Origin of the sequence: Krasilnikovia sp. M28-CT-15 (assembly GCF_047159595.1) — a bacterium.
Classification (GTDB): domain Bacteria; phylum Actinomycetota; class Actinomycetes; order Mycobacteriales; family Micromonosporaceae; genus Actinoplanes.
The window spans coordinates 6,783,939-6,800,563 of the sequence record NZ_BAAGAK010000001.1 but is presented as its reverse complement, the minus strand read 5'-3'; the positions used below and the strand labels follow the sequence as shown (position 1 = coordinate 6,800,563).

Annotated in this window: 13 protein-coding genes; 7 read left to right on the top strand and 6 right to left on the bottom strand. The window is 71.9% G+C overall.

Annotated features, from left to right (window positions below):
• Nucleotides 1–2: 2 nt before the first annotated feature.
• A complete protein-coding gene (locus ACMCNO_RS31170) occupies nt 3–1,646 on the bottom strand; it encodes a phospho-sugar mutase (protein ID WP_412753003.1) in 1,644 nt (547 codons plus the stop codon).
• Between the two features lie 19 nt (nt 1,647–1,665).
• The gene (locus tag ACMCNO_RS31165; protein ID WP_412753002.1) at nt 1,666–3,702 is read right to left on the bottom strand and encodes a protein kinase domain-containing protein; all 2,037 of its coding nucleotides are present in this window, start codon (nt 3,700–3,702) and stop codon (nt 1,666–1,668) included.
• A 206-nt stretch (nt 3,703–3,908) separates the two neighbouring features.
• On the opposite strand from ACMCNO_RS31165, the gene ACMCNO_RS31160 reads away from it, so the two are divergent.
• Nucleotides 3,909–5,480 carry a methylmalonyl-CoA mutase gene (locus tag ACMCNO_RS31160; RefSeq protein WP_412753001.1) on the top strand — a complete coding sequence of 524 codons (1,572 nt, stop codon included), beginning with the start codon at nt 3,909–3,911 and terminating at the stop codon, nt 5,478–5,480.
• A 279-nt stretch (nt 5,481–5,759) separates the two neighbouring features.
• Nucleotides 5,760–7,037 carry an amidohydrolase gene (locus ACMCNO_RS31155; RefSeq protein WP_412753000.1) on the top strand — a complete coding sequence of 426 codons (1,278 nt, stop codon included), beginning with the start codon at nt 5,760–5,762 and terminating at the stop codon, nt 7,035–7,037.
• Nucleotides 7,038–7,161: 124 nt separating this feature from the next.
• On the opposite strand, the gene ACMCNO_RS31150 is transcribed toward ACMCNO_RS31155, so the two are convergent.
• Entirely contained in the window at nt 7,162–8,199 is a 1,038-nt protein-coding gene (locus tag ACMCNO_RS31150; RefSeq protein WP_412752999.1) for a DUF4349 domain-containing protein, read from the bottom strand.
• Between the two features lie 107 nt (nt 8,200–8,306).
• Between ACMCNO_RS31150 and ACMCNO_RS31145 the strand changes: the two genes are divergently transcribed.
• From ACMCNO_RS31145 to ACMCNO_RS31130, 4 genes are read left to right on the top strand one after another with little or no spacing between them, the layout of a single operon-like run.
• Complete coding sequence (locus ACMCNO_RS31145; RefSeq protein ID WP_412752998.1) at nt 8,307–8,942, top strand: MBL fold metallo-hydrolase; 636 nt, start codon at nt 8,307–8,309, stop codon at nt 8,940–8,942.
• A 2-nt stretch (nt 8,943–8,944) separates the two neighbouring features.
• Nucleotides 8,945–9,985, top strand: coding sequence for a hypothetical protein (locus ACMCNO_RS31140; protein ID WP_412752997.1), 1,041 nt, complete (start codon nt 8,945–8,947; stop codon nt 9,983–9,985).
• 46 nt (nt 9,986–10,031) lie between these two features.
• The gene (locus ACMCNO_RS31135; protein WP_412752996.1) at nt 10,032–10,769 is read left to right on the top strand and encodes an SCO6745 family protein; all 738 of its coding nucleotides are present in this window, start codon (nt 10,032–10,034) and stop codon (nt 10,767–10,769) included.
• Between the two features lie 40 nt (nt 10,770–10,809).
• Nucleotides 10,810–11,778 carry a GNAT family N-acetyltransferase gene (locus ACMCNO_RS31130; RefSeq protein WP_412752995.1) on the top strand — a complete coding sequence of 323 codons (969 nt, stop codon included), beginning with the start codon at nt 10,810–10,812 and terminating at the stop codon, nt 11,776–11,778.
• Nucleotides 11,779–11,791: 13 nt separating this feature from the next.
• On the opposite strand, the gene ACMCNO_RS31125 is transcribed toward ACMCNO_RS31130, so the two are convergent.
• Nucleotides 11,792–12,253 (bottom strand): gamma-glutamylcyclotransferase, encoded by a 462-nt coding sequence (locus ACMCNO_RS31125; RefSeq protein ID WP_412752994.1) that lies wholly within the window; start codon nt 12,251–12,253, stop codon nt 11,792–11,794.
• 90 nt (nt 12,254–12,343) lie between these two features.
• Between ACMCNO_RS31125 and ACMCNO_RS31120 the strand changes: the two genes are divergently transcribed.
• Entirely contained in the window at nt 12,344–13,744 is a 1,401-nt protein-coding gene (locus tag ACMCNO_RS31120; RefSeq protein ID WP_412752993.1) for an NAD(P)H-quinone dehydrogenase, read from the top strand.
• Between the two features lie 264 nt (nt 13,745–14,008).
• Here the strand turns inward: ACMCNO_RS31120 and ACMCNO_RS31115 are convergent, their stop codons facing one another.
• Nucleotides 14,009–14,776 (bottom strand): DedA family protein, encoded by a 768-nt coding sequence (locus ACMCNO_RS31115; RefSeq protein ID WP_412752992.1) that lies wholly within the window; start codon nt 14,774–14,776, stop codon nt 14,009–14,011.
• A gap of 987 nt (nt 14,777–15,763) precedes the next feature.
• Nucleotides 15,764–16,303 (bottom strand): ricin-type beta-trefoil lectin domain protein, encoded by a 540-nt coding sequence (locus tag ACMCNO_RS31110; protein WP_412752991.1) that lies wholly within the window; start codon nt 16,301–16,303, stop codon nt 15,764–15,766.
• Between the last annotated feature and the right edge of the window lie 322 nt (nt 16,304–16,625).

Here is a 16,625-nt window from a genome sequence, read left to right as displayed (position 1 = left end):
TCTCAGCCGAGGCCGAGCGCGGCCGCGGTCTCCGCGCGCAGTTCGGTCAGGGCGGCGGCCGCGCGGGTCCGGGCCGCGGGCACGTCGCCGTCGCGGACCGGCTCCACCACCTCCAGGTACGCCTTCAGCTTCGGCTCGGTCCCCGACGGCCGGATCACCACCCGCGCCGCGTCCGTCCGGAAGGTCAGCACGTCCGCCGCGGGCAACCGGTCCTCGACCTCGGTCAGGTCGGCGCCGAGCAGCGTGACCGGCGGCTTGTCCCGGACCTGGGTCATCGCCCGGGCGATCTCGGCCAGGTCGTCGACGCGCACCGACAGCTGATCGGTCGCGTACACCCCGAACTCGGCGGCCAGCTCGTCGAGCCGGTCGGCCAGCGTCCGGCCCTGCGCCTTGAGCGCGGCGGCCAGCTCCGCCACCCGCAGCGCCGCCGTGATGCCGTCCTTGTCGCGGACGTGCCCCGGCGCCACGCAGTAGCCGAGCGCCTCCTCGTAGCCGTACGCGAGGTCCTCGGCGGCCCGGACGATCCACTTGAACCCGGTGAGGCTCTGCGCGTACGGCACGCCGCGGGCCGCGCACAGCGACCGCAGCAGCGACGACGACACGATCGTGGTGGCGTACGTGCCGGGGACACCCTGGCGCTGGAGGTGGTCGGCCAGCAGGGCGCCCAGCTCGTCGCCGCGCAGCGGGCGCCACGTGCCGTCCGCGCCCGGGAGTGCGATCGCGCACCGGTCGGCGTCCGGGTCGTTGGCGATCGCGAGGTCCGCGCCCGTGTCGGAGGCGAGCGCCAGCAGCAGGTCCATCGCCCCGGGCTCCTCCGGGTTGGGGAACGCCACGGTGGGGAACTCCGGGTCCGGCTCGGCCTGCTCGGCGACCACGGCCGGGGCGGCGAACCCGGCCGCGGTGAACGCGGCGGCCAGCACGGCGCCGCCGACGCCGTGCAGCGGCGTGTACGCCACGGTCAGCTCGCGCGGGCCGGGGGCGAGCACGGCGGCGGCGCTGTCCACGTACCCCCGCACGACGGCCTCGGTCAGCACCGTGCCGGGCTCGCCCAGCGGCACCTCGGCCAGGGGCCCGACGGCTTGGATGGCGGCCTCGATCTCCACGTCGGCCGGGGGCACGATCTGCGCGCCCGCCCCCGCCGGACCGCCCAGCGCAGCGCCGAGATAGACCTTGTAGCCGTTGTCCTGCGGCGGGTTGTGGCTGGCGGTGACCATCACCCCGGCCACCGCCCCGAGGTCGCGCACCGCCCAGGCCAGCACCGGGGTGGGCAGCGGGCGGGGCAGCAGCAGCGCTTCCCGGCCCGCGCCCGTGGCCACCCGGGCGGTCTGTTCCGCGAACGCCTTCGAGCCGTGCCGGGCGTCGTACCCGATCACCAGCGGACCCGTGCCGCCCTGGGCGGCCAGCCAACCGACCAGTCCGGCCGCGGCGCGGGTGACGACCGCGAGGTTCATCCCGTTGGGCCCGGCGCGCAGCTGCCCGCGCAGCCCGGCCGTGCCGAACGTGAGCGGCCCGGCGAACCGGTCGGCCAGCTCGTCCGCGCTGGCGGGCAGCCGCTCCAGCAGCGCGGTCAGCTCGGCGCGGGTCGCGGGGTCGGGGTCGTCGGCGAGCCAGGCGGTGGCCCGGGCACGGAGATCGTCAGAAGCCATGCTCAGTGGATAGCACGCCTCACGCGTTCTCGAACGCGAACGTCCTCGCCATCTCCTCGAAGATCGGCATGCTCTCCGCGAACCGGGCGTCGGTCGTGGTCAGGTAGAAGGAGTACATCTTCCCGTCGCGGGTGATCTCCCGCCACACCCCGTGCCGCATCTCGGCGCCGCTGCCGCAGGTGTACTCCAGCTGCGCGCCGTTCTGCCCGGACACCTGGACGTCCGAGACACTGACCCGGCTGTACGGCTTGGGGCAGTTCTTCGACTTCTCCAGCGTGTGCTCGGCGATCTTCTCGGCGAACCGGCGGGGCTCGGCGTCGCCCTTCTCGACCAGGATGCGGACCTTGCGGGTGTCGTCCTGCGGGTCGACGTAGTCCACCCAGACCCCGGAGGCGCTGCGTTCCCACGCCTTCGGGACCTTCACGGTGACGCCCTTGGCGTGGTGCTCCTGGGTCTCGAAGGCCGCTGGTGCGGGCTGCACGGACGCCTGCTGCTGCGCGCGGGGTTGCGGATCCTTGCCGCCGGAGAACATCAGCACCACGGCCAGCACGAGGACGAGGGTCAGGCCGCCCGCGGCGGCGAGCTGCGTGTTGCGGGGCCAGCCGCGGACCGTGGTGACCACCCGCTGGGAGCCCGCCCGTACGGTGCGGGTCGCGGTGGCCAGCGCGGCCCGGCGCTTCGCGCCGGGGCTCATCACGACCGTGCCGCCGGGCAGTGGCTCGCGCGCCGCGCGGGCGCCGTCCCAGGGGCGGCGCGGCGGGATGAGGCTGGTCGGGTCGGCGGCACTGCCGCCGGGGGGCAACATGCTGGTGCGCTCGCTGTCACCGGCAGGCGGCAGCAGGCCGGTCCGGTCGCCGTCGGGTGGCAGTTGGCCGGCCCGGTTGCCGTTGGGCGGTAGGACGCTGGTCCGGTCGCCGTCGCGGGCCGGGGGCGGGGCCGGGAACGCCCCGGTGGGCGGCCCGGAGGCCGGGGTCGCCGGGCTCTCGGGGGCGCGCCGCCGGCCGCCCTGGCGCAGCTTGGCGAGGTGCCCGGTGAGCGACTCGCCCGGGGCCAGCATGGCCCGGCCACCGATCTGACCGGTCGGCTGCGGGGGCGGCACGGCCTGGGTCGCGGCGGGGTCGGGGCGCTGGGCCGGGACCACCGAGTACGGGTCCGTCATGAGATGCGGCGGGGACTTGCTGGCCAGTGGGCCGGCCAGCTGCTGGCGCAGCATCGTCCGGGCGGTCTGCACGTCGAACCGGCGCGCCGGGTCCTTCTCGAGCAGGCCCATCAGCACCGGGGTGAGGGAGCCGGACCGCTGGGTCGGCGCGGGCGGGTCCTCGACCACGGCGTGCATGGTCTCGATCGGGTCGCCCTTGTCGAACGGGGGGCGGCCCTCGACCGCGGTGTACAGCGTCACGCCGAGGGAGAACAGGTCGCTCGGCGGGCCGAAGTCCTGGCCCATGGCGCGCTCGGGCGAGATGAAGTGCGGCGAGCCCAGCACCATGCCGGGCGTGGTGAGCTGCACGTCGGTGGGCATCCGGGCGACGCCGAAGTCGGTGAGCACGCACCGGCCGTCGGAGCAGATCAGCACGTTGGCGGGCTTCACGTCGCGGTGCAGCACGCCGTGCGCGTGCGCCACCTCCAGCGCGCCCAGCAGCGCGATGCCGATCTTGGCGACCACCCGCGGGGCGACCGGGCCGTCCTCGATGACCATGTCCGCCAGGCTGCGGGCGTCCAGCAGCTCCATGACGATCCACGGGCGGTCGTTCTCGTGGACGACGTCGTACACCTGAACGACCGCGGGGTGCTGCAGCGCGGCGGCGGCACGGGCCTCGCGCATGGTCCGCTCGAACATCGAGTCCCGGTCGCTCGGGGCCAGGCCCGGCGGCAGGACGACCTCCTTGATGGCCACGTCGCGGCGCAGCAGCGTGTCGGCCGCCCGCCAGACCGTACCCATGCCGCCGTGGCCGACCGCGGCGCGCAGGGTGTAGCGCCCGCCGATGAGCGTGCCCGGGGCGGCGCGTCCGCTGGTAGGAGTGGTGTCACCACCGCTCCACGTCGGAATCTGAGTCACTGAGATTGCCACCGAGGGGGACGTAGGGGCCGGGGACCAACGCCGCTATCTTGCCGGTTCCCACCCCCTTTGTGAAAGTCGCTGGGTCCGTGTTCCGGCGAACTTGACTCCAGGTAGCCACCCGAGTGCCGTGTGTCCCGCGAGTTTGTCCACAGGTGGGCCAAGACCACACCCCCGTCCCTGAACGACGCCTTAGGATCGCCGGTGTGAACGCAGAATCCGGGTTCGAGATCAAGCCGGTCTACCACCGCGACGACGTGCCCGCGGGCTCCGAGGCGCGGATCGGCGAGCCCGGGCGGTATCCGTATACCCGCGGGGTGTATCCGACGATGTACACCTCGCGCCCGTGGACCATGCGGCAGTATGCCGGTTTCGGCACCGCCGCGGAGTCCAACGCGCGCTACCACCAGCTGCTGGCCGCGGGCACGATGGGCCTGTCCGTGGCGTTCGATCTGCCCACCCAGATGGGCTACGACTCCGACGAGCCGATCGCGCACGGCGAGGTCGGCAAGGTCGGGGTGGCCATCGACTCGATCGACGACATGCGGCGGCTGTTCCACGGCATCCCGCTGGACAAGGTCTCCACGTCGATGACGATCAACGCGCCCGGCTCGGTGCTGCTGCTGCTCTACCAACTGGTCGCCGAGGAGCAGGGGGCGCCCGGCACCGCGCTGCAGGGCACGATCCAGAACGACATCCTCAAGGAGTACATCGCCCGCGGCACGTACATCTTCCCGCCCAAGCCGTCGCTGCGGCTGGTGGCGGACACGTTCGCGTACTGCCGGGCCGAGATTCCGAAGTGGAACACCATCAGCATCTCCGGCTACCACATGGCCGAGGCCGGTGCCTCGCCCGCGCAGGAGATCGCGTTCACCCTGGCCAACGGCGTGGAGTACGTGCGCGCCGCGGTGGCCGCCGGTCTCGCCGTGGACGACTTCGCGCCCCGCCTGTCGTTCTTCTTCGTCGCCCGCACGACGCTGCTGGAGGAGATCGCGAAGTTCCGGGCGGCCCGGCGCATGTGGGCGCGGATCATGCGCGACGAGTTCGGTGCGAAGGACCCCAAGTCGCTCATGCTGCGTTTCCACACCCAGACCGCCGGGGTGCAGCTCACCGCCCAGCAGCCCGAGGTCAACCTGGTCCGGGTGGCGATCCAGGCGCTCGGCGCGGTCGCCGGTGGCACCCAGTCCCTGCACACCAACGGGTACGACGAGGCGATCGCCCTTCCGACAGAGAAGGCCGCCCGGCTGGCCCTGCGCACCCAGCAGGTCCTCGCATACGAGAGCGGGCTGACCGGCACGGTGGACCCGTTCGCGGGCTCGTACGCCATCGAGGCCCTGACCGACGAGGTGGAGGCCGCCGCCACGACGCTGATGGAGCGGGTCTTCGCGCACGGCTCTGCGGTAGAGGCGATCGAGCAGGGCTTCCAGAAGCGCGAGATCGAGGCGTCCGCGTACCGGATCGCCAACGAGATCGACTCCGGTGAGCGGGTGGTGGTGGGCGTCAACCGGTTCACGCTCGACGAGGAGGAGCACTACGAGCCGCTGCGCGTCGACCCCGCCATCGAGGCGGGTCAGGTGGCACGGCTGGCCGAGCTGCGCGCCCAGCGCGACAACGCCGCCGTGGAAGCGGCGCTGGCCGACCTGCAGAAGGCGGCCGGCGGGACGGACAACGTCCTGCGGCCCATGCGGGAGGCGTTGCGCCTACGTGCCACCGTGGGGGAGGTCTGCCACACGCTGCGGGGGGTGTGGGGGACGTACCACCCGGTGGAGCGCTTCTGACTCCGGGCGCTGAATCGGACTCCTGGTGTGCCAACCGGCGGATTGGCCGGGTCACGCTGGGTCGAGATTTGAACCGCGTCACCTCCGCGAGACGTTACCCGTTGTAGGAGGTGGTGGGTCGATGTCTGCGTTCATAGACACCGCTCTTATCAGGGCTTTCGTGACGGTGCGCGTTCCGATCACCACAGGAATGACGTTGCACAGCGTCACCACAATCGGTCTAGGCTGTCGCACGTTGCGGAAACCGGACCAAACCTCGAGAGCGATAGAGAATCCGACATGACCAGTGCGCTGACGGTGCCCGGGGGCACCGGATCGCCCACGGAGCCGATGTCGCCCGCCTGGCCCTCCCCGCCGCCGGGCGCCGACCCGCTCCCCGGGCAGCTCGACCGCTGGCTGGCCGCCCGCGGTGCGGAGCTGGTGGCGATCCGCCGGCACATCCACGCCCATCCCGAGCCGTCGCACGCCGAGTTCGAGACGGCCGCCCTGGTCGCCCGCGAACTGGCCGTCGCCGGGCTCTCCCCGCGACTGCTACCCAAGGGCAACGGGGTCATCTGCGACATCGGCAGCGGTGACCGGGTCATCGCCTTCCGCGCCGACCTGGACGCGCTGCCGCTGCACGACGTCAAGGACGTGCCGTACCGGTCGACGGTCGCCAATGTCGCCCACGCGTGCGGCCACGACGTGCACACCACGGTCCTGCTCGGCCTCGGCCTGGCGCTGGCCCAGCTGGAGGAGCAGGGCGAGCTGCCCGGCCGGATCCGGCTGCTGTTCCAGCCTGCCGAGGAGGCCGTCCCCTCGGGCGCCCCCGAGGTGATCGCCGCGGGCGCGCTCAAGGACGTGGCGGCCATCTACGCGCTGCACTGCTACCCGCAGCTGCCCGCGGGGCTGGTCGGAGTCCGCTCCGGCCCGTTCACCGCGGCGGCCGACACGGTCACGGTCACGCTCACCGGGCCGGGCGGCCACACCGCGCGGCCGCACCTCACCGCCGACCTGGTGCACGCGCTGGGGCGGGTCATCGTCGACGTGCCGTCGCTGCTCGACCGCCGGGTCGACCCGCGCGCCGGGGTGTCCATGGTGTGGGGTGCGGTGCACGCCGGGGAGGCGTTCAACGCGATCCCCGACGAGGGCCACGTACGCGGCACGGTCCGCATCCTCAACCGCGACGCCTGGCGCGACGCCCCTGAGCTGATCACCCAGCTGATCCGCGACGTGGTCGCCGCCACCGGCGCCGAGGTCGACGTCCGGTATCAGCGCGGCGTGCCCCCGGTCATCAACGACCGGATGGCCGCGGCCGTCATCGCCGGAGCGGCCGGGGCGGCCCTGGGCGCCGACCACGTCGTCGAGGCCGAGATCAGCATGGGTGGCGAGGACTTCTCCTTCTATCTGGAACACGTTCCGGGCGCGATGATCCGGCTCGGCACCGGCATCGCGGGTGACCAGGTCCGCCACGACCTGCACCAGGCCGACTTCGACGTCGACGAGCGGTGCATCGGATACGGCGTGCGGGTGATGGCCCACACCGCCCTCGCCGCGCTGTCCACCGGCGCCTTCTGAACCCGGCCGCGGCCTGATTCAGCCCGCGCCCGGAGCCATCAGGCCCCGGGCTGGTGCCGTGCCGCCGGTGGTGGCCAGGACCGGGTCGACAACGGGGCCGTTGCCGACCAGGTCCGGAACGGGCCTACTGTGGACGGTCGCTCTGCTGCGACGGGTTCGAGGACGCGGCCGGCGGCGTTGCCGTCCCCGCGCTCGTGCCCGACGCGGCCGGGTTCGGGGCGGCGGTGGTCATTCCGGCCGGGGCCGTCGCGAGGTGCGGGCGGCGGGCATAGCGGCGGATCAGCCAGAAGATTCCGTAGGCGGGGATGCCCAGGGCCAGCAGCCACGGCAGCAGCGCCCCCAGCACGGTCAGCAGCACGGAAAGGGACGCCACCAGCGCGTTCCACCCACCTTTGAGCCCCGCGAGGAATCCGGGCGGGCCGTCCGGCTCGTCCACGGCCGCCGCCTCGGGGCCGAGCAGCTCCGCGGTGATCGTGGACAGCGCGGTGAGATCGGCCAGGCGGCGCTTCTTGGCTTGCAGCGACGCCAGGTCGGCCTGCCGGGTACCGACCTCGTTCTCCAGCATGACGAGGTCGTTGAGCGTCTTCGCCTGAGCCAGCAGGCGGCGACCACTGTCCACTCTGGCCTGTTGCGTGGCGATCCGCGCGTCGAGGTCGACGACCTGCTCGGTGACGTCCTCGGTGTTCGTGGCGCGCTGCTGCTCGGTGCCCAGCCCGGCGATCTGGTCGATCACGGCGCCGAACTTCGCCGACGGTACGCGCAGGGTCAGCGATCCGTGGTCCCCGGAGCCGCCCGGCGTGCCGCTGTTGCGGTTGTCGCCGCCCACGAAGCCGCCCGCCCCGGTCGCGAACGCCGCCACCTGCGCGGCCGCGGTGTTGACGTTCTTCACCCGTACGGTGACCGAGCCGGTGTAAATGATCGACCGCTGGTCGACCGCGAGGTTGGGCGCCTGGGCGCCCGGTTGGGCCTTGTCCTGGGCCGTGCCCCCCTCGGCCTGGCGCTCGGCCGGTGCCGCGGCGGGCCCGGCCACCCCGAGCCCGGGTGCACCGGCAGTCGAGGCGGACTTGTCCGACGAGCTGTTGCTGCATCCGGCCAGCGCCAGTGTCGCGATCAGGGTCGTGGCGCCCAGCAGCCGGGCGTTATGTAGGTGTCGCATTCCCATGATTCCTCCATCCCCGCAAGGTCTGCACCCTGGGACGTGCGGCGGGCGCGGTCCGGTTCCGGCAGACTGCGATTCGACGAGTAACGAATCGGCTGCGGAGGAATCCCGTGCGCGTCACGAAACTCACCCACTCCTGCCTGCGCATCACCAGCGGCGACACGGTCCTGGTGGTCGACCCGGGCAAGTTCAGCGAAGGCTCGGCGTTGACCGGAGCGGACGCCGTCCTGATCACCCACGAACACTTCGACCACCTCGACGTGGACGCGCTCGCGGCGGCGGTCGCCGCCAAACCCGACCTGCGGGTGTACGCGCACGCGGACGTGCTGCCGCTGCTGTCGGGGGTGGCCGACGCGGTCACGGCCGTCGCGCCGGGCCAGGAGTTCGAGGCGGCCGGTTTCACCGTGCGCGCGCACGGCGGGCAGCACGCGATCATCCACGCGGACATCCCCCGGATCGCGAACCTGGGCTACCTCATCGCCGACGGCCAGGGCACGGTGTACCACCCGGGCGACTCGTTCACCGTGCCGGACGAGCCGGTGGACACGCTGTTCGTGCCGCTGAACGCCCCGTGGATGAAGCTCAGCGAGGCCATCGACTTCGCCCGCGCGGTCAAGCCCCGCCGGGCGTACGCGCTGCACGACCTGCTGCTCACCGAGCTGGGCGCGAGCATTAGCAACGGGCACCTGGAACGGCTGTCCGGCACCGAGTACGCCCAGCTGGCGCCCGGCACGACCGTCGGCTGACCGTGTCCGGGGGGCACCCCGCCGACATCGTGCGGCGGCTCTACGAACAGGCACCGGACGGGTTCGTCGCGACCCGTACGGCAGCGGTCGCCGCGGCCCGCCAGGCGGGCGACCGGGAGGCGGCGAAACGGTACGCGGCGCTGCGTAAGCCGACCGTCGCCGCGTGGCTGGTGAACCTGCTGGCGTTGCGCCGCCCCGACCTCGTCGACGAGTTGGTCGAGCTGTCCGCGGCACTGCGTTCCGCCCAGCGCGACCTGCACGGCGACCAGCTCCGCGAGCTGTCCATCCAGCGGCGGCAGATGGTGTCCGCGCTGGTCGCGGTCGCCCGGGACCTGGCGCTCACCCAGGACCCGGCGCTGTCGGGCGCCAAGCTGCCGCTGGCTGAGGTGGAGGCGACGCTGGCCGCGGCCGTGGCCGAGCCGGAGATCGCCGAACAGGTGCGCTCGGGGCGGCTGGTGCGCGCCGCCACGTATGCGGGCTTCGGTGAGGTGCCCCGCCCGCGACTCCGCCTGCTCACCGCCGACGACCTCCCGGAAACCCCCGACGACGGCGCGGAAGACGGCGGCCTGGAAGACAGCGGCCTGGAAGACAGCGGCCTGGAAGACAGCGGCCGGGAGGAGGGCGGCGCGGAGGACAGTGGCGCGGGGGACGGCCGGGGCCGCGCGGCGGCGCGCGGCGTTCGTGGGGTGGCCCGTGGAGGCGGGAAGGGAGAAGCCGCCGACCGGGCGGAAACCCGGGGCGGTCCCGGGGTAGCCCAGCGGCGGCGGGCGCTCAACAAGGAGCTGACCGTGGCCCAGGCGGCGGAACGCGAGGCGCACACCGCACTCGATCGGGCTGCGGCAGCCGAACGTGACGCAGTTCATGCCCTCGAACAGATCGAGGCGGAGCTGGCCGACCTGGACCGGCGCCGGGCCGCGGCCCAGGCCGAGGTTTCCGGCCGCACGCTGGCCCGACGCTCCGCCGAACGGGACACGGCCGCCGCCCGCCGCCGGGTCGGGGACGCCCAGGCGGCGATCGAGGATCTCGATCTGCACGGACCTTGATGAACGACCATTTCCAGAACCGGTCACGCGGAGCAGAATCGGGCAGGTGACTCCGGAACAGGCAGCCGCCACGGCCAAACCGGGACTCGCGGGGCTCGTCGGTGCGTTCGCCGAGTCGCCGCGTACGCTGCGCCGCGCGCGGCTGCTCGGGCTGTCCGGATGGGCCTATCACGTATCCGCGCGGGCGGGGGCGCTCGGCGACGTCAAGCCGGAGACCGCGGCCGCGGCGATCGGCTTCATCGCGCCCGAGGCGGTCACGGACGGCTGGGAGGCGGCCGCCAAGACGACCGAGCCGCACGAGGTCGCCACCTGGCACCTGCACGAGCTGTGCCGCTGGGGCGTCGAGGAGCTCGGCGCCTTCCCGCGGCTGGGCCGCCTGCTCACGTTGACCCGGCGGGTGGTGGACGCGGCCGAACCGGCCGGACTCCCGCTGTTCGCCGCGTGGCGGGCGATGCCGGTGCCGGACACCTCGCCGGGTGCGCAGACCGCGGTGGCGTTGCACCTGCTGCACGAACACCGGCTGAGCGTGCAGGGTGTGGCCGTGCGAGCCAGCGGCCTCACCCCGTTGCAGGCGATCATCGCGGGGCCCGAGGGGGAGACCGGGGCCGTGGCGTTCGGCTGGCAGCCGCCGTACCCGCCGGCCGGGCCGATCGTGCGGCGGCTGATGTGGGCCGAGTCGGTCGCGGATGCACTCGCCGGGCAGGCGTACGCGGAGCTGGATCTGGCCGAGCGGGTCGAGCTGATCGGGCTGCTGGAGTCGTTGCAGGCGGCCCTCGTCAGATAATCCGCTGTGCGGCGGGGCGCCGCCGTGATCGGATGCGCGGATGAGCGAGATGCCTGAGGGCTGGACGACGCGCCGGCCGACCCTGGACGACATCCCGGCGTTGCTGGCGCTGGTGCACGCCAGCGACATCGCGGCGGTCGGCGAGCCGGACTTCACCGCCGAGGAGGTCCGGGAGGCGCTGACCGCCCCGAACACCGACATGACCCGCGACTGCTGGGTGGCGCTGGACGCGGCGGAGCAGTTGGTCGGCTGGGCGTATCCGCACAACACCACCGGCGGCGAGCGCGACTTCGTCGAGGTGTACGTCTGGCCGGACCGGGGCGAGCCCGCGCTGCGCCCGTTGCTGGACCGGATGCTGGACAGGGTCGCCGAGCGGGCCCGTGACTTCGGGTACGACCCGATGACGGTGCGCGCGGGCGCCATCGCGACCGAGAAGGCGTGGGTCGCCACCCTGGAGGCGGCCGGGTTCACGTTCGTCAAGCGGCACGCCCGGATGAGCATCGCGCTGGACGGCAGCGAGCGCGTCGTGCCGGAGCCGCCGGCCGGGGTGACGGTGCGCCCGGTGCGCGCGGACGACGACGCCGAGATGCGCCGGTTCCACGCGACGATCGAGGAGGCGTTCGCGGACACCGACCACCGGGCGACCGACTACGAGACGTGGCGGGCCCAGCTGGCGGCGGAGAGCAGCCTCGCGTACGACGAGTGGTTCGTCGGCGAGGTCGACGGGCAGTGGGCCGGGGTGCTGCAGAGTTCCGACCAGGGGGCCGAGGACAACGGCGGCTGGGTGAAGAACCTCGCGGTGCTCGGGCCGTACCGGCGGCGGGGGGTGGGTGAGGCGCTGCTGCGCCGCGCCTTCGCGGTGTACGCCGGGAAGGGGCGCGCCGAGGGCGGTCTCGGCGTGGACCTGGCCAACCCGACCCAGGCCGCCCGTCTCTACCGCGCGGTGGGCATGCGCCCGCTGTACGAGGCCGACATCTACCAGCGCACCGTGCCAGCGGCGGGAGCCTGATCGGCTCGGCCGGTCAGACGTCGGGTGAGGCGGTGCGGGTGGGGCGCGAGCGCAGGTCGGCGACGTAGTCGTCCGGGGCGCCCGCCTTCTCGGCCGCGTTCGCGATCTCGGACAGGTACCACGCGGTCGGCATGCCGCCCTCGTAGCCGGCGAACACGTACACCCAGGCGCTGACGTCCCCCTCCAGCGTCGACACCCGCAGGGTGACCTTCTGGTACGCCCCCGCGGTGACGCCCTCGACCTCGTCGAGCTGTGCTGCGTCCCACTGATGGACGTCGTACAGCGCGACGAAGACCCGGTCTCCGGGAGACTCGACGATCGTGGTGACCGCACCTTCCCAGCCCATGTCGCCCTCACCCGCGAAGGTGAGGCGCCAGCCTTCTATCCACCCCACGCCGACCATCGGCGAGTGCGGGCAGTAGGCCCGCATGCGGGCGGGGTCGAGGTTTGAGCCGTACGCGGCGTAATGACGCACGGCGATGACGATAGCCCGCTGCCCCGGTGGGGGAGAATACGAAGGTGCGTAACGGCACGTCGGGGTGAGTTTTGCGAGGATTGGAGAGCTGTGAGCCGGATAGTCATCATTGGTGGGGGCCCCGGTGGCTACGAAGCCGCCCTGGTCGCCGCCCAGCTCGACGCGGACGTCACCCTCGTCGAGGCCGATGGTGCCGGTGGGGCCTGCGTGCTCTCCGACTGCGTGCCGTCGAAGACCTTCATCGCGAGCTCCGAGGTGGTCACGGGATACCGGCACAACGAGCGGTTCGGGGTCCGCTCGGCCGGGCTCGAGGGCGTCACGGTCGACGCGAAGGCGGTCAACGAGCGGGTCAAGAGCCTCGCCCTGGCCCAGTCCGGCGACATCCAGGCCAAGCTGATCAAGGCCGGGGTGGACGTGGTCACCGGCCGGGCCCGGCTGGGCGAGGACACCCTCGGCCACACCCACCAGGTGCTCATCACCCCCGCGGGCGGCCAAACGTACGCGGTGGACGCCGCGACCGTGCTGATCGCCACCGGGGCCACCCCACGCGTGCTGCGCACCGCCGTGCCCGACGGCGAGCGCATCCTGGACTGGCGCCAGCTGTACGACCTCACCGAGCTGCCGGAACACCTGATCGTGATCGGCTCCGGCGTCACCGGCGCGGAGTTCGCCAGCGCGTACCTGGCCATGGGGGTGCAGGTGACCCTGGTCTCCAGCCGGGAGCGGGTCATGCCGCACGAGGATGCGGACGCGGCCATGGCCATCGAGCGGGTCTTCCGCGAGCGCGGCATGACCATCCTCAACCAGTCCCGCGCCGACGCGGTCGTCAGGTCCGGCTCCGGGGTGCAGGTGACCCTGTCCGACGGCCGCACGGTCGAGGGCTCGCACGCCCTCATGGCGGTCGGCGCCATCCCCAACACGGCCGATCTGGGCCTGCGCGAGTACGGCGTCGACGTCGCCGACGGCGGGTACGTCACCGTGGACCGGGTGTCCAGGACCAACGTGCCCGGCATCTACGCGGCGGGCGACTGCACCGGGGTGCTGCCGCTGGCCAGCGTCGCCGCCATGCAGGGCCGGATCGCGATCTGGCACGCGATGGGCGAGGCGGTCGCGCCGCTGCGCCTGCGTACCGTGTCGGCGAACGTCTTCACCGACCCGGAGCTGGCCACGGTCGGGGTCTCGCAGAACGACGTGGACGCCGGCAAGGTGCCCGCCCGTCAGGTGATGCTGCCGCTGACCGGCAACGCGCGGGCGAAGATGGCCGGGCTGCGCGACGGCTTCGTGAAGCTGTTCTGCCGCCCCGCCACGGGTCAGATCGTGGGCGGTGTGGTGGTGGCGCCCAAGGCCAGCGAGCTGATCCTGCCGATCACGATGGCGATCGAGAACAACCTCACCGTGGACCAGCTGGCCCACACGATCACCATCTACCCCTCGTTGTCCGGCTCGATCGCCGAGGCGGCCCGCCAGCTGATGCAACACGAGCTGCAGTAGGCGCGCTCGCCCGGGCCGCAGGGGCGCTCGCCCGGGCTGCAGGCGCTCGCCCGGGCTCCCGGCACCGCCCACCCGCGAGGCGCGCCCCTCGCATTCGAGGGGCTGGTACCCCGCCCCGCCCAGATTGCCCAGCCGTGCCACCGCCCGTCCGCGAGTCGGACGAGGCAGCGTCGCACTGCTCGTCGACCCCGCGATCTTGGTCAGATGGCGCCCCTATGAGGGCGGAATCCGACCAAGATCGCCCGTCGAAGGGGTGGGTTCCTGTCAGCGCGCCCGGGCTCGACGCTTCGGGGGCGCTGGCGGGTGGTCAGTGGTCGCCGGGTGGTCGGCGGGGGTCTTGGGGGCGCTGTGGTGGGGATCCGCGCCGCTGTCGAGGTCGTCGTCGGCGTTGGTCAGGGCGCTGGGGTCGCCGCCGCCGGACAGGGCGAGGACCCAGCCCGCCGTACCGAAGATCACCGCGGCGGTGGCGGCGACCGCGAACAGCCGCCACGCCGACTGGGTCACCGCGGTCCCCCCGACGTGCCCGACCATGCCGCCGTACGTGGCCCAGCAGATCGCGGCCGCGCCGTCGTAGGCGACGAACAACTTGATCGGGTATCCGGTCCGCCCGGCGTGGTAACCCGCGGCCATCCGCCCGCCCGGCACGAAGCGGCACAGCAGCAGCACGAGCGGGCCGGGGCGGCGCAGGCCGCGGGTGAACCGGGCGGCGGCCCGGCGGGTCCTGGACACGCCCAGTACCCCGTCGTGGCGTGGGGCGCACCGGTGGCGCAGTGCGGCCAGTCGATCGCCGACCCGGCCGCCGCCCGCCGTGCGGCCGAGCACGAAGGCGATCGAGTCGCCGGTGAACATGCCCAGCGCGCCGACCGCGATGACCAGCGGCAGGCTCAGGTTGCCGTACACCGTGAGGGCGCCTGAGGTGATCATGATGGCCTGGATCGGGACGACCGGCACCATGGCGTCGGCGGCCAGGAACCCGAACAGCGCGAGGTAGGCCCAGGCCGGTGTCGCCACAGCGGTCAACAGATCGGTCATGCGGTCGGCCACCTCGCGGCTCAAGGGCTCATGGCGTCTTAGGGCAGTACACCCCGGTCACCCACGAGTGAATGTGCTGATCTCAGCATGCGCTCAGGTCGGACCGCTGCACGCCGTGATGCCGGACACGGTACGTTGCCGACCTGGCCTAGGTGGGTAGGTTTCGTGCCGTTGTGGGGCGGTTCGAGCCTGATGGGCAGTCGGTTTGCCGATACGTGATCGTCCTCGTGGCGCGTACGGTTGATGCGTTCGCGACGCCGGGTCCCCGTTGTCGGCGTGGCGGACACCGCGCGCCCGTATCCGGCCGCGTCCGGGTATGCGGCGCCCCCGGGCCGTCGGTAGGTCCCGTACCGGCGGCCCGCCAATCCAAGCCCTGGTCAGGGTCGGCAATGAAGGGGCTGAGCTGGGCAAACGTTGGTAGCAGTGGCCGTTGTCGGTCAACGTTCGCGAACCTCGGACGGCCTGGGACGGCCTGAGCCACCCCAACCCAGCCGCACCGACCTCAACCACCGACGAGCCGGGGCCGATCGTCTGGATCATCCTGGGAGCCTGCCGTCCGGCGAGGACAGGTCCTTGGCGGTAGTGCGTCTGGTCGACGTACCCGCCGCACCACGGGTACGGCTGCATTGTGCTGCGTCTCCATTCGCCGTCCTGGTGCCGCGCGGTGAAGGTCCACGGGTGCGCGTCGCTCTTGTAGTTGGTCGCAGTCCCGCCCGACCGCTGCGCCGATACCGAGGGAGTACCGGCGGTGAGTGCGACATCAACCGCAGCTCAGGAGCCGCCCGCGGACCGGTTCGCCTTCGTTCGGGCTGGTCGGTTGCTGTACTTCTCTGCTGTACCGGTGTTCGGCCGCTTGCGCTGGCTCATGGCTACGCGGTCCGGGGTCGGATCAGTGCGGGTCGTGGAGAACCAGCGACGGGTGGATCGTCATTGACGATCCACCCAGTTATGCACGCTGTCTACGGTGCCACGTACTAATGCGTTCGCTCAGAAGTACCACATCTGGTTGGTTCTACCGTTGCAGCGCCACACCTGCACTTTGCCACCGTTCTTGAACGCCGTTTTGCGAGCCGCTTCCAGGCAGAGGCCAGAATACGCGTTCACGATGGTTCCGTCGGAGTACATGTACCACTGCTGGTTGGTCCTGCCGTTGCAGGTCCACACCTGCACCTTGCCACCGTTCTTGAACGCGGTCTTACGAGAGGCTTCCAGGCAACGCCCGTCATAGCTGCTCTGAATTGTGAGATCGGAGTAGTAGGTCCACAGCTCATTGTCGTAGTCGTTGCAGCGCCACATCTGCACCTTCGTGCCGTTATGGACCGGTCCGTGTCGCAGGTCCACATTCAGGCACTTGTCACTGTAGTAGTTGTAGATATTGTCGTCGACGGGCTGGATCGCGGGCTTGGTGGCACTCGCCTGATGCGCGCCAGTGACAGCCTGCACGGGGCCGGAAAATCCGGACAACGCGAGGACTAGGACGCCGCAAACAGCAGTAGACAATGTCAGGATGCGTCGGGTTGTACGCATTGATAGATCCGACCTTTCTTAATGGATAGTCCTGGCGTGAGCAGACCAATTTTTACCGAGGGCGCCGGATGCTGTACACATTTTCGCCAAGAAGCAACTCAGGAATTTGACAGGCGCCGAACGACCCTTACGAGTGGGTAACCCAGGCAACCGACCAGAGATTGTGGTAATCGGCGACTTCACCATTCGCCTCGGCAGTCACTCGGGTCCGCCAAGACCACGCGTTGAGCAGCGAGTCAACCCTCAGCAGTTGTGATCGTCTGACAGCGTTTTACATCCTAGGGTTGCTGGCGCATTGCTGGTCGATCTTGGCGAGCCCCCG

What these genes read in the sequence shown, in the direction of transcription:
- ACMCNO_RS31170 (WP_412753003.1), bottom strand. Translation starts at nt 1,646, where the DNA reads ATGGCTTCTGACGATCTCCGTGCCCGGGCCACCGCCTGGCTCGCCGAC.
- ACMCNO_RS31130 (WP_412752995.1), top strand. Translation starts at nt 10,810, where the DNA reads ATGAGCGAGATGCCTGAGGGCTGGACGACGCGCCGGCCGACCCTGGAC.
- ACMCNO_RS31115 (WP_412752992.1), bottom strand. Translation starts at nt 14,776, where the DNA reads ATGACCGATCTGTTGACCGCTGTGGCGACACCGGCCTGGGCCTACCTC.
- ACMCNO_RS31155 (WP_412753000.1), top strand. Translation starts at nt 5,760, where the DNA reads ATGACCAGTGCGCTGACGGTGCCCGGGGGCACCGGATCGCCCACGGAG.
- ACMCNO_RS31110 (WP_412752991.1), bottom strand. Translation starts at nt 16,303, where the DNA reads ATGCGTACAACCCGACGCATCCTGACATTGTCTACTGCTGTTTGCGGC.
- ACMCNO_RS31150 (WP_412752999.1), bottom strand. Translation starts at nt 8,199, where the DNA reads ATGGGAATGCGACACCTACATAACGCCCGGCTGCTGGGCGCCACGACC.